This is a genomic window from Acinetobacter sp. RF15B (assembly GCF_007558235.1).
Lineage (GTDB): Bacteria > Pseudomonadota > Gammaproteobacteria > Pseudomonadales > Moraxellaceae > Acinetobacter > Acinetobacter lwoffii_C.
The window spans coordinates 1-13,379 of the sequence record NZ_VLSR01000008.1 but is presented as its reverse complement, the minus strand read 5'-3'; the positions used below and the strand labels follow the sequence as shown (position 1 = coordinate 13,379).

The 13,379-nt window shown below is 38.3% G+C and carries 12 protein-coding genes and 1 pseudogene; 5 read left to right on the top strand and 8 right to left on the bottom strand.

Translation table 11 applies throughout. From position 1 onward, the window contains the following. Positions 1 to 504 precede the first annotated feature (504 nt). Positions 505 to 1,364, top strand: a pseudogene (locus E2K74_RS07745) (IS982 family transposase). 956 nt (positions 1,365 to 2,320) lie between these two features. Then, a complete protein-coding gene (locus E2K74_RS07735) occupies positions 2,321 to 3,841 on the top strand; it encodes a catalase (RefSeq protein WP_151206977.1) in 1,521 nt (506 codons plus the stop codon). A gap of 85 nt (positions 3,842 to 3,926) precedes the next feature. On the opposite strand, the gene E2K74_RS07730 is transcribed toward E2K74_RS07735, so the two are convergent. From E2K74_RS07730 to mobQ, 8 genes are all read right to left on the bottom strand, one after another. Further along, positions 3,927 to 4,427: an ankyrin repeat domain-containing protein gene (locus E2K74_RS07730; protein WP_410553849.1), complete on the bottom strand. Its 501-nt coding sequence runs from the start codon at positions 4,425 to 4,427 to the stop codon at positions 3,927 to 3,929. Between the two features lie 165 nt (positions 4,428 to 4,592). Further along, entirely contained in the window at positions 4,593 to 6,110 is a 1,518-nt protein-coding gene (locus tag E2K74_RS07725) for a catalase (RefSeq protein ID WP_151206976.1), read from the bottom strand. 332 nt (positions 6,111 to 6,442) lie between these two features. Next, positions 6,443 to 6,754, bottom strand: a complete 312-nt coding sequence (locus E2K74_RS07720) for a BrnA antitoxin family protein (RefSeq protein ID WP_151206975.1) — start codon at positions 6,752 to 6,754, stop codon at positions 6,443 to 6,445. Beyond that, positions 6,741 to 7,028: a BrnT family toxin gene (locus E2K74_RS07715; RefSeq protein ID WP_151206974.1), complete on the bottom strand. Its 288-nt coding sequence runs from the start codon at positions 7,026 to 7,028 to the stop codon at positions 6,741 to 6,743. Before E2K74_RS07715 ends, E2K74_RS07720 begins: the two co-directional genes overlap by 14 nt. Positions 7,029 to 7,265: 237 nt before the next feature. Next, the gene (locus E2K74_RS07710; RefSeq protein WP_034686874.1) at positions 7,266 to 7,775 is read right to left on the bottom strand and encodes a hypothetical protein; all 510 of its coding nucleotides are present in this window, start codon (positions 7,773 to 7,775) and stop codon (positions 7,266 to 7,268) included. Between the two features lie 209 nt (positions 7,776 to 7,984). Beyond that, entirely contained in the window at positions 7,985 to 8,551 is a 567-nt protein-coding gene (locus E2K74_RS07705) for a plasmid replication DNA-binding protein (RefSeq protein ID WP_227548020.1), read from the bottom strand. A gap of 60 nt (positions 8,552 to 8,611) precedes the next feature. After that, on the bottom strand, positions 8,612 to 9,535 hold the full coding sequence (repM, locus tag E2K74_RS07700) for a replication initiation protein RepM (protein WP_151206973.1): 924 nt from the start codon (positions 9,533 to 9,535) through the stop codon (positions 8,612 to 8,614). A 595-nt stretch (positions 9,536 to 10,130) separates the two neighbouring features. Beyond that, the gene (gene mobQ / locus E2K74_RS07690; protein ID WP_151207123.1) at positions 10,131 to 11,576 is read right to left on the bottom strand and encodes a MobQ family relaxase; all 1,446 of its coding nucleotides are present in this window, start codon (positions 11,574 to 11,576) and stop codon (positions 10,131 to 10,133) included. Between the two features lie 208 nt (positions 11,577 to 11,784). On the opposite strand from mobQ, the gene E2K74_RS07685 reads away from it, so the two are divergent. From E2K74_RS07685 to E2K74_RS07675, 3 genes are all read left to right on the top strand, one after another. Beyond that, positions 11,785 to 12,060: a mobilization protein gene (locus E2K74_RS07685; protein WP_151207121.1), complete on the top strand. Its 276-nt coding sequence runs from the start codon at positions 11,785 to 11,787 to the stop codon at positions 12,058 to 12,060. Positions 12,061 to 12,101: 41 nt separating this feature from the next. Then, the gene (locus E2K74_RS07680; protein WP_151206972.1) at positions 12,102 to 12,290 is read left to right on the top strand and encodes a YqaE/Pmp3 family membrane protein; all 189 of its coding nucleotides are present in this window, start codon (positions 12,102 to 12,104) and stop codon (positions 12,288 to 12,290) included. A gap of 314 nt (positions 12,291 to 12,604) precedes the next feature. Next, positions 12,605 to 13,379, top strand: a 775-nt coding sequence (locus E2K74_RS07675) for an IS982 family transposase (protein WP_151206971.1), incomplete at its 3' end; no start/stop codon positions are given.

Genomic DNA, 13,379 nt, shown 5'->3' with positions numbered 1-13,379 from the left:
TAGCGAAGCATGATAAATGCTCTATCGGAAAGCTGCTATATTGATTTGATTCTAGATGAATTCAGGCTAAGGCACTGTATCTTAGCTGTAAATAAGCTCATATTTCAATCAAGTGACCCCCTTGCATATCAAAAATAAAGGATGACACGGTATCAGACTACAACACTGATTTTGATGAAGCATCTGATTGAAAGTTGAGAGTGCTTAAATGATTGCTGCTGATCCTTATGCCGGACTTAAAGGATTGACTCAAGATGGAAGATATTGATCTAAGTCTAAACCTGCAAAGCCTGAGGTGGATATTGCGTTAATCTGGCTATAAATAAGCTGGATAGTGACTGATTAACTATATTTTCAATAGAATTTGATATTTATACTTATTAAGTAGATGTTTAAATAGAAACATAATTTAACCGCGAATCGCGGATAAGAAATGGACTTGAAAAACAGAAGGACTAGAGCCATCAGTTGAGTTACCACACAAAACCCACAACTCTAGTCCCGATGTTCAATAGTACCGAATTATTCTGTGTAATTGATGATTTCTTTCTTAAATTTGAAGCTACCTACTGGAAATTCCTCAAGCAAAGCCATCACTGCTTAAGAATCCGAAAAGCGCAACTGAGTATCTCTGAAATCATCTTTATCGCCATTTGGTATAAGTGTTCTCACTTCAATAATTTCAAAGCATTTTTTCATGGCTGAAACAGGATAAAAGTCATTTATTTAAAAACTTACCTTGTTATCAACGCATGATTCACCTGATTAATATGCATCAATTAGCACTACATGCTTTACATGTAGCCTTAATGAAAGGTCAACGGAGCCAATATTTATGGGTTGACTCAACCACTTTACCTGTTTGTAAAAACCAACGGATTCAACGCCATAAATCATTATCTAAAATTGCTTCTCGCGGTAAAAGCTCAATGGGCTGGTTCTACGGCTGTAAATTACATGTTGTGATGAATCAACTTGGAGAAATAGTTTGTTCAGCATTATCCAATGGACATGTGGCTGACATAAAAATGGTTGAGCATTTGGTTGAAGGCTTAGAAGCAAAGCTTTACGCGGATCGTGGTTATATCAGCCAAGATTTAAAAAGTAGGTTGAAAGATCAAGGTATTGATTTAATTACTTATCATCGAAAGAATATGAAGTTTATTCAACTACAAGAATCTGATGAATATCACTTAAAACAGCGCAATAAAATAGAGACTTTATTCAGCCTATTGAAAGGACAGTACAATTTAGTGACGAGTAGAGTACGTAGTGTTTGTGGATTTCTAGGAGGGATTTATGCTTCATTGTGCGCATATCAATTGAGCCACAGAAATAAGCCAACCATTCGAGTAATCGAATAGTTGGCTTAAACAGGATTCAGGTTAACTATAAGATTTTATTAAGTTTAATTAGAAAAACTTATGAGTAATAAAAATGGAATATTGGAATATTATTTTAATAATCTCAATAATTATAATGATATGCCTAACATTGTTTGTATTGTGTGTAGGACGAAAAGTTTGGAAAAATCTTATAGTTACCTTAATAATATCCACTCTCATAAGCTTCCTTATCTTATGCGCTATAAACTTTCTATTTGGACATGGTGTATATATTCCGTGGAGTAACCATAGTCATTGGACAGAGATATTAAGTATAGAAATAATACTCATGAGTTTAGTAATAGGGGGGAGTAGTACCTTCATGATCATGTTAGGGACATTTATTTCTAAAAATAATAGATAGCACAGAATTAACAATCTATAAGTTATAGAAATTACTAGTAATTTTATAAAAAAATTTAGATTTATAAGTGTTATGCCAATCTATCTTAAAGAATCAATGATTATTCAAATGATTAATAAAAATAAGTTCATTATAGTGATTTTTAAGTTTAATTAATTGTGTGATATTAATCACTCTAATCAATAAGTCAGTGGTCGGGTTTGCAATAAAATGTGGTGATTATTTAATCAATAGATGCTTTAATCAGCCTCAGAACAATAACTATAAAACGCCACAGCGAAGAAAATTAGCTCTCTAATTCTTACTTATAAAAAGAACTAAAAGAAGAATTAGAGGGTTCTGTTTTTCTTATCAAATTCACAATATTTTTTTCCACATAGCTCCTATCCAATATGGGTATGGGGCTAATTTTTTGACTTCGTATAAGAGATTTTATGTTAAATCAGTTGGCTATAAATTTTCAAAAATATCCTTAGTTTAATATTTTAATAAGCAAGTAAAGGGTAAGATAGGATTGAAAATCTTAAATTTCTGTAGGAAATTTAAATTAAAAGAAAAGGGAGTTAATAGTATGAGTCAAGACCCTAAAAAATGTCCTGTTACCCACCTGACTACTGAAGCTGGTGCCCCTGTGGTCGACAATCAGAACAGTATGACGGCAGGTGCGCGTGGACCTTTACTTGCCCAGGATTTATGGCTGAATGAAAAACTGGCCAACTTTGTCCGTGAAGTGATTCCAGAGCGTCGTATGCATGCCAAAGGTTCAGGTGCTTTCGGTACCTTTACCGTGACCAATGATATTACCCAATATAGCCGCGCTAAAATTTTCTCTGAAGTCGGCAAAAAAACCGAAATGTTTGCGCGTTTCTCAACGGTGGCGGGTGAACGTGGTGCGGCCGATGCAGAACGTGATATTCGTGGTTTTGCCCTGAAATTCTATACTGAAGAAGGCAACTGGGATCTAGTTGGCAACAATACTCCGGTATTTTTCCTACGGGATGCCCGCAAGTTCCCTGACCTGAATAAAGCAGTCAAACGTGACCCGAAAACCAACAAGCGCAGTGCCACCAATAACTGGGATTTCTGGACATTATTGCCTGAAGCCTTGCATCAGGTGACCATTGTCATGTCGGATCGCGGTATTCCTGCTGGCTACCGTCATATGCATGGTTTTGGCAGCCATACCTTCAGTTTTATCAATGCCCAAAATGAACGCTTCTGGGTGAAATTCCATATGCGTACCCAGCAAGGCATCCAGAACCTGACCGATGCTGAAGCAGCAGACTTGATTGCCAAAGACCGTGAAAGCAGCCAGACCGACCTGTTTGATGCCATCGAACGTGGCGACTATCCAAAATGGAAAATGTACGTTCAAGTCATGCCAGAACAGGAAGCCGAAACAGTGCCTTATCATCCATTTGACCTGACCAAAGTCTGGCCGAAGGGCGATTATCCACTGATTGAAGTCGGTGAATTTGAGCTGAACCGCAATCCGGAAAACTATTTCCAGGATGTAGAACAGGCAGCCTTTGCACCTAGTAATCTTGTACCGGGCATCAGCTACTCACCGGACCGTATGTTACAGGCACGTTTAGTGAACTATGCCGACGCAGCGCGTTACCGTGTTGGTGTAAATCATTCACAGGTTCCGGTCAATGCTGCACGCTGCCCTGTAAACTCTAATCGTCGTGATGGTCAGGGCCGCATGGATGGCAACTATGGTTCATTGCCACATTATGAACCGAACAGTTTTAACCAGTGGCAGGAACAACCTCAGTTTAAAGAACCAGCATTAAAGATTACCGGTGATGCTGATTTCTGGGACTTCCGCGAAGATGACAATGACTACTTCAGCCAGCCCCGTGCCCTGTTCAATTTGATGAATGATGAGCAGAAACAAGCATTGTTTAATAACACGGCCGCAGCGATGGGTGATGCGCTAGATTTCATCAAATACCGTCATATCCGCAACTGTTATGCTTGCGATCCAGCTTATGGGCAAGGCGTTGCTAATGCCTTAGGTATGACTGTAGCAGATGCTCAAGCGGCACGTGAAACAGATCCTGCTAAAGGTTTACCAAGTTTTCTTTAATTTAAATAATTAATACCCCCGGCATCCTTGGACTGCTCTCAGTATCTTAGACATGAGGATGCCACTCAAAAACCGGTCAGTGAAGTTATTTAACATGAAATAAGCTTTTAAATTTCTCTTCCTGACCAATTACTTTGGCAAATTCAGCTGCAGTTTTTTGTCCAGTTTGATTGGCATTGCTATCACAATCGACTTGGCGTAACTGTTTTACAATGGCCCATTCAAGCTTAAACATCGCACCCATTAAGGCAGTATTGCCCTTGTTGTCACGTGCGCAGCGATTGGCACCATATTTTAGTAATATAGTGACTGCATCTTGATGACCATAATAAGCTGCCATGATTAAGGGCGTATAACCTGCACTATTACGGACATTCACTGGAAATCCGTATTTTAAAAATTCATTAATAACTTCTTGATTACCAGTTTTTGCTGCGGCAAAAAAGATATCGATTAATTCCTGTTGGGAGTTTACCGTTTGTTGCTGAGCCACTTGAACTGTTTCTTGGGCATGAAGTTTAGTTATTCCTAGCGTAAGCAGAGTCACTAATAGAATGCTAGAAATAGACATCATCACGCTATTCAAGATTGCTTTCATTTCAATTGGCCTCAAGTTTGCTTATGACAAAATATTGGAAATCTAAAATTCCTGTAAAACTCCCCTAGGGTTGCAGGAAAGGATTTGAGTTTTACAGGACTTTTCGGTGGTGACTCTTAATCGCTAGTCACCGATTTGATCAACCAACCAGAATTAGTCTTTCAATTTTGCAGCTTTTGCTTTAACGATTGCGATGTCACCGTTAACCGCTTTAGTCATACGCATACCGTAATCTGCATCTGCTTTATAGAAGTAAGACAACATGATGTGTTTGGTTTCTGAATCTTTAACACTGCCAAGATCCGCAGCCAAGTTCATGATTAAATCGTCTTTTTCTTTCGTAGTGTATGAACGGTAAAGATCACCCGCTTGCTTAAAGTTTTGCTCTTTCACGCCAATTTGTTGTACGTAACCAGATAGAGGCGTTTGTAGCGCACGTGCTTTCGCAGTTGCAGCTTTGGGCTCTTTGCGGCTTGGTTCGTAGTTCACATCAGAATTACGCTCACTGACATTCATTGAACCATCTTGGTTGTTGTTGTTTACATCAATCACTGGACGGTTTACAGGAATTTGTTGATGGTTCACACCCAAACGGTACATTTGTGTATCTGAATAAGAGAAGATACGGCCTTGTAGCAGACGGTCTTCAGATGGTTCGATTCCTGGTACCAGGTTACCTGGCGCAAATGCTGACTGTTCAGTCTCGTTGAAGAAGTTCTTCGGCATACGGTTCAGGGTCAAGGTACCGACTTTAGTTTCTGGAACCAGCTCAGTTGGCCAGATTTTAGTTGGATCTAGTGGATCGAAATCAAACTTGCCCAGGTCTTTAGGATCAAGCACCTGAATGTACAGATCCCATTTCGGGAAGTTACCTGCATAGATGTTGTTATAAAGGTCATTGGTCAAGTGGTTGAAATCTTTACCTTGCTGCTCAGCCGCTTCTTTCACGTTCAAGCCCTTCACGCCTTGTTTAGAGCGGAAGTTGAATTTCACGTACTTGTATTCGCCTTTGTCGTTATACAGTTTGTAAGCGTGAACACCAAAACCGTCCTGTTCGCGGTAGCTGGCTGGAACACCTTGCTTGCCGTATACATACGTCAGCATGTTGGTTGCCCATGGCTGGCTCGACAGGAAATCAAACACACGGTTAGCATCTTGTACGTTGGTCACCGGGCTTGGCTTCATGGCGTGAATGAAGTCCGGGAACTTGATCGCATCACGGATAAAGAAGACCGGTGTCTGGTTACCGACCAAATCCCAGTTACCTTCTTGTGTGTAGAACTTCACTGCGAAACCGTGCGGGTCACGTAAAGTCTCTGGTGAACCTTTACCATGAATTACTGTGGACATACGAACAAAAACTGGAGTTTTTGTACCTGCCTTGAATAGAGAGGCAATCGTCAGGTCAGATAAGTCTTTAGTTGCTACGAATTCACCATATGCACCTGTACCACGTGCGTGAACCACACGCTCAGGAATACGCTCACGGCCAAAACGTTGTAGTTTTTGTACCAATTGAACATCTTGAAGTAAAACTGAACCGTTTTCACCTGCAGTGATTGAATTTTGGTTATCCCCTACAGGCGCACCGTTATCTTTAGTTAACGCTGCAGCTTGTGTAGTCACTGTAACTGTTGCAAGCATTGCAATAAGTAACGAATGTTTCAACATAATCTGTCTCTTAAAATAGTACCTTTCCTGCGAGGATTAAGGTACTAAATATTAAGTGATCTATAAAACCGTTTATTTTTATAGTGTTAATCGTAAAAATGGATTATTATTGTGTTTTTCAGTGTTTTCCATATTAAATAATCACAGGAATATTTTCTTAATAATATTAATGAATTTTTGATTAGCCACTACACAGTAGTTTAATTAGGATTTTTATGGAGAAAAAATTATTAATTCAAATGAATTCGACTTAGTAGTTATTTAATTCTTCTAAAATTAGCATAATACACGTTATACTAAATTAAAAATGGGAGCCTAAGCTCCCATTTTTATTAATGATTTTTTAAATCTTTTAGCATTGCTTCACGCAGAATTTTATTCATACGTGTTTGATAACCTTTTCCTTGTGCTTTTAACCATGCTAATACATCCGCATCAAGACGAACTGACGTTTGTTGCTTCACTGGACGAAAAAATTGCCCATGACGAATAGCATTACTCCAGTCTGTAATTTCAGGAATATCTGATAGATCTAGCTGATCGTCAGGAACCGTTCCCTTAGCAAGCAAGTTTTCAACTTCAGCATCTTGCTTGTTGCTGAAATTTTCATTCAGCTCTTCGCGTGTATATCTAACCATGCTCATATTGATTGCGCTCCGCTTTGGTTACTTGTCTTGCACTAATGATTCGTATGATTTCACAGTCACCTTCATCAAAGATGGTGTGAGCTACTAAGAGCATTAGTACGCCTTTTACTTTTCCAATGGTTTGCCAACGTTCTTCACCATCGGTATGTCTGTCCTGGATTGAGATCCTTAATGGATCTTCAAAAACAAGGCTTGCAGTTTCGAAAGAGACATCATGCTTTTTCTGATTCTTTCGATTCTTTGCCTCATCCCATTCGAAATACTGTTTCATAAAAAACATTCAAATTTGTATATACAACAATGTATCACAAAATTGTATAACTCAAGGTGAGATGCGTAATTTTTAGTCAAATTTATTGGCGAAAGATTACAAAGTTGCTTAAAAAACACACGAGTTGTTAAAACGTATGTTTTTTGATCTTTGGTATTTTGATTTTATTGAAAAACAAGTAATTTTTAAAATGGATTTCGCATAACAGCCATTATGTTAAATAAGTGATTTCATAAATTAAAGATTTGGAAATCGAATCTTTGTTTCAGCCTGTCTAATTTCATTACTAGTAAAAGAAATAGTTGTTCCTAATGAGTAAGCATAGATCCCTTGGATAGAATCATTAGATGATTCATATGAAATATAAAATCCATTATCAACTCGATCTATCCACTCAAAATTATTTTTATGTTTTTCAAAAAGATAATCACTTAATTTCTTTTTTACTTCTACATCATCTATATCAATTTCATAAGCAATAGAATGAAGTTTACCTTGCCACTCTTGAAGAGAAATAAATCCTACTGGTGTTTTTAATCTGTACCAGTTTGATTCTTTAATGAAATTTACTCCTGAGGTCTTTGGTTCTAAGCTGAAGTTAGTTTGAATATCTGAAAAATTAGAACCAATTTCAAATATAAAGGGCTCTAGTACCTTATTTGCGTTCAATGTATTGGTCTCTGCATGTGATAAATTATTGATAGAAGTTGAAACTAAAGCGACAACTAGCATTAAAGCTTTGAACATAATTAATTTTTAAAATTAAGATTCCCTAAAATTAACATAATACAACTTATACGAAATACTGTTTTTTATTCGATATAAATCATAAACTTATACTAAGCCGTTCTAGAGTTCAGCGCACTAGAACGGCTTTTTATTGATTAGCCATGTTCCACGCTCAATAAACAAGCAATGTTCCACACTTTTGTTTAGTTAAAAACAACAATAAAACCTTACTCATCTGTAAAAACTGCCCGAGCTAAACGGCCCAATAATCCCCTTTTTTTAGGTTCCGGTTCAACGTGTTCAGGAATAGGTATACGCTTGTTGTCTTCCCCAGGAGTAGTCAATGCGTCATAGTTCGACTCAATCTCTGGCCGAGGATCTGTTGCTATATTTAGATTAGTAGATTCATTTAGCTTACTAGTATTTTCTTGTTTTGGCTGTTCTAAGGTGCCTTTAAACTCAATTCTATGAGTGAGATCTTCAATATGTTGCATCAAAGACTTTTCTCTTTGATTTGCTAAATCTAACTGATTTTTAAGTAAAGTAATCTGATCTTTTAGAACATTTTCGATCTCGGACTGTATGCGTACAGGTGCATCCTTCTGGACTTGTTCAATACGTGTACTGGACTGAACACCAGTTGGATTTCCATAAACTCTTATTAATTCCGATAGATCTATAAGTCCATCACTATCCCTTGATAATTCACCATTTTTTATAGCTTCATAAATTGTTGTTCTAGACTTTCTAAAGGTTTTACTGGCGTCCATAACGCTAAATTTTGTTGTGTTCAATGGAGTCCCTCAGTACGTGTACAGGCATGTTCATATGAACATCCGATCTAAACATGAAGTTTATTTTGCATTAAAGCCTACTTTCTCTAGATATGGCAGTAGCTCTTCAAATTTTTGTAGATCTTTTAGCATTTCAGAAATTCGAACTGCGAACTGTGAGTAGCTTTCAGTACCTTGAGAATATTTATTCATTTCTGGAAGCTCAGATAGCTTATTAGCAAAAAAATGTCGCTGTGCATCAGTAAATTTTGAGAAAATCTCAAGAGTAGTTTGCTTTTTATTGTTAGCTATAACGACTTTTTTCTGTTTAAAGGTAAATGAAAAGCCAGAAATATTACGTCCCTTTTTATGTTGCTGACATTGGACCTTAATATCTGTATGTTCATTAATTTGAGCAATAGCCAAATTTAATACTCGGTCTTTGAAATTCCCCATTCTTGTATATTCATCATCAAGAACACCTATTTTTTGCCTGAACTCTGCTAGTTCAATAATAGGAGTTTGGCCTGTACTGCGCCAAGCTATTAACAATTCATATAACCGCACAGCATACGCACTGCTGAGATTACTAATTTGTTGTAATTCATATTTAGTAAATTGCTCTTCTAAACGTGTAATAAGTGGGACGATTGCAGGAGCAAATATTAACTTCACTGTTGCTTCATCATCGATATATCTGATCTCGCTGACCCAGCGGCTTAAAACATTTTCTACATTTCCTCTCTTATTGATTTCTTGATAGCTAAATTGGCGTACGAATAGATCTTTACAAGCATCTTTTAATGCTTGGTACGCTGTTTGTCTTGCAACATTAAATTGATTTACATAGCTCTCAGCATGGACTTCTAATGGATCATTGGCATTAATGCCTCGACCACTATCTCTTGCTTCAACAATAGCTAATAAGATTAAACGCTGTTCTACTAAATCTAAGTTATAACTCGCATTAATTAATGCATTATCTTTAACTACTAAATCCCGCACTTTATTTATCTATCTTATTAGTTATGAATATAAGTCTATATTAATAAATTTGTAGATTAATGCAAGGTAAACGTGGTTAAATCTACAAAATAAATAAGGTAGACTTATGGTAGGTAAACGTAGTCATATTGGTAGGTAAACGTAGTCATATTGGTAGGTAAACGTAGTCATATTGGTAGGTAAACGTAGTCATATGAAGTCTAGAAGCCTTTATTTACAAGGCTTTCAGCTTACCTAAAAGCATTTAAAAACTTTAAAATAATTAAAAGCCCAGAAAAGGAAAAATTGCCCTCGGTTTTCGCTACGCTCAAACTCTATTGAACTTCGCTTTCGCTCAGTTCGTAGGGGCAATTTTTGGCTCAGAATTTCGTGACTTTAAAAAAAGCAAAAGCAACTCGGAATTCGCTTCGCTCATAGAACTTTTTCACTCGCTTCGCTCGACATAAAACCCATGTAATCAGTTCGCACCCATGCGGGATGCTCTGATTCTGAGTTCTTGACACACAGGGGAGCCTGTAATCAGGGAAAAAGCAGGCGAAAAATTAGATCCCTGTAGTTCGCTCGTAGACACTCGCTCTGTACAACCAGGTATGGGCTAACGACTTATTCCTCGGTTTTTTCTTTTTGGTGCTACTGACTGCTCTTTAGCTCGCTGCTGTCTACGTTCGAGCTGTTGAGCCTGTTCTCGCTCTTTCTGCAGGGTCTGAACGTATTGTTTGATGATTGGATAAGATCTGGACACTCTTTGATATTTATCTGCCTGCTCCGGATGGGCATTCTGGTATTCCTTCCAGGCATATTTTTTAAACTTGGCATCCTCGAGCAGGGTACTAATGCCATGTTTTTGGTTATATTCATGCTGTTGTTTGAGTTCCCGATATTCGTGAGATATTGACTGGCGCTGTGCTTCCCAGGCTTTTTTGCCAAACAGCAGCGGCTTGTTTTGGCCAAGTTCCTCATATTGCTGAGCCAGATCCTTTAAGGTTGCATAGCTTTGCTTGAGGTTATTCTGATTGATCTCTGTTGCCAGTTCTTTGCTGAACTGACTTAGCTGTTCGCGGTGGTGTTGAATGGCCTGATCGGCAGCTTGGAAACACTCCTGCATGAATACCGGGTCCAGATCAGCCCCTTTTGCGTTAATTTCGCCCTTGACGAGTTTCTTGAGGGTCTCTGCCTGTTTTTGCTTAAAAGCGGCTCTATCGTCAACTGGTGAAGTTCTGGCGCTATGTTTACTTTGGATCTGCTGCTTTATCTTTAATCCGCTGAGTTCTATTTCGTTTTCAGCAATCAGCTGATCCAGGTTTTTGTGCTGTGCTAAACGGATCTGGTTTCTCTGTCTGATCTGGTCATTGGTTCGGCTCAGTTCGGTTTCTATGCCCTGTCTGCGTAACTGGGTAACGGCTGGACCTTCATGCAGGGTGGCTTCCAGATCCTGATTCTGATCTTTATAGCTGCGATGGTCGACCCGGGCGCTATGTCCGGCTCGTTCCAGGTGCTGATTACAGATCTCGGCAAAGCGTTCGCGCCAGTAGGGAACTTCTCCGCTGTACTTCTGATCTAGCTCTCGGGTCTTTGTGCTAAATCCTTCCGGCGTCAGTCTGCGTGTGCTCATCAGGATATGCGCGTGATAATTGCGTTCATCACTGCCGGATCCGGTATGTGGAGCATGAATGCAGGCATCTACGGCTACCTGGTGTCTTTCGACAATACTTTCACATAGCTCTTTTAGCATAGCCTGGCGTTGTTCCTGGTTCAGTTCACTCGGAAATGCAATTTCAAATTCTCGGGCGACTGTTGAGTTTTTTCGGGTTTCACGCTGTTCAACCTCATTCCAGAGTTTTTCTCGTTGCCAAAGATGCTCCGGAGCATCTTGTGGTAAAAATATTTGTTGATGCTCTACGCCTGTTTTTCGGGTGTAGTCATGCGTTCGGCCTTCACGCTCACAGTAAATCTTTTCCGCAGCACGATAGGCGATAGCAGCTGTTGCTGATCGTCCATTAGATCGGGAAAAGGTTTTAACTGAAAAGTGGTAAATCGCCATGCCTGATTTCGCTGTTAAAATTTCACGTAGTGAAATACAACCGTGGCTACGGTTGTCGGGGTATTGGGGTTTCCCCAATCGGACTTGCAAACAAAGTTTGCATAAGTGCGCTCTTCGAGGAAAACATTACTATACATATAGCACCTTGAATGCAGATTCAAGTGCGCTTATGTTAGGGATGGTTTCCCAAGATGATGGTATTGGATTAATGAGCATTACTGAAACACTAGACAGCAAAATCAAAGCACAGGAAGAAAAGCTAAAGCAGTTAAAGGCTCAAAGACAGGCAGCACTGGCAAGAGAACGTGCTAAAGAGAAAGAACAGGCAAGAAAGAACGATACCAGACGTAAGATTTTAATCGGATCCTGCATGTTAAAAATTACTGAAGGTGATGAACAAGCTAGAGCCAAATTAATTACACAAATGGATAAGTATTTAACAGACGAACGTGATCGAAAATTGTTTAATTTATCCCTTCAATGAAAATTAATTCACCTGAAATAACGCATCAATAGGAACGTAATATGAGACTTTTGGTCGCTTTGTTTTTTCCTTGGCTGCTGTTTTTTACGATAGGTCGTCCATTTGCAGGAATGATGTGTTTATTTCTTCAGATTACAGTTCTAGGTTGGATCCCGGCTGCTATTTGGGCGGTCTATGCTTTGTCGCAATATAAGACAGATCAAAAGATCAAAAAAGCATTGCTTTACTAAGTACTGTGAAGAGGAAAATTAACCATATTTTTCTTTTTAGACCTGAGACGTTGTCCAGATTGCCCACACTTTTAAGTGTGGTTTTTTATTTTTACCTAGCCTAAAGATATCATTTAGAAAAGAACTCATTTTATATGAATTATAGCGATAATGATGGAACATAATGATATTGCTTAACAATGAGTATAATTCTATATTAAAAAATATAAAAAAATTAACTATAACCCGAATCGCGGATAAGAAATGGACTTGAAAAACAGAAGGACTAGAGCCATCAGTTGAGTTACCACACAAAACCCACAACTCTAGTCCCGATGTTCAATAGTACCGAATTATTCTGTGTAATTGATGATTTCTTTCTTAAATTTGAAGCAACCTACTGGAAATTCCTCAAGCAAAGCCATCACTGCTTAAGAATCCGAAAAGCGCAACTGAGTATCTCTGAAATCATCTTTATCGCCATTTGGTATAAGTGTTCTCACTTCAATAATTTCAAAGCATTTTTTTCATGGCTGAAACAGGATAAAAGTCATTTATTTAAAAACTTACCTTGTTATCAACGCATGATTCACCTGATTAATATGCATCAATTAGCACTACATGCTTTACATGTAGCCTTAATGAAAGGTCAACGGAGCCAATATTTATGGGTTGACTCAACCACTTTACCTGTTTGTAAAAACCAACGGATTCAACGCCATAAATCATTATCTAAAATTGCTTCTCGCGGTAAAAGCTCAATGGGCTGGTTCTACGGCTGTAAATTACATGTTGTGATGAATCAACTTGGAGAAATAGTTTGTTCAGCATTATCCAATGGACATGTGGCTGACATAAAAATGGTTGAGCATTTGGTTGAAGGCTTAGAAGCAAAGCTTTACGCGGATCGTGGTTATATCAGCCAAGATTTAAAAAGTAGGTTGAAAGATCAAGGTATTGATTTAATTACTTATCATCGAAAGAATATGAAGTTTATTCAACTACAAGAATCTGATGAATATCACTTAAAACAGCGCAATAAAATAGAGACTTTATTCAGCCTATTGAAAGGACAGTACAATTTAGTGACGAGTAGAGTACGTAGTGTTT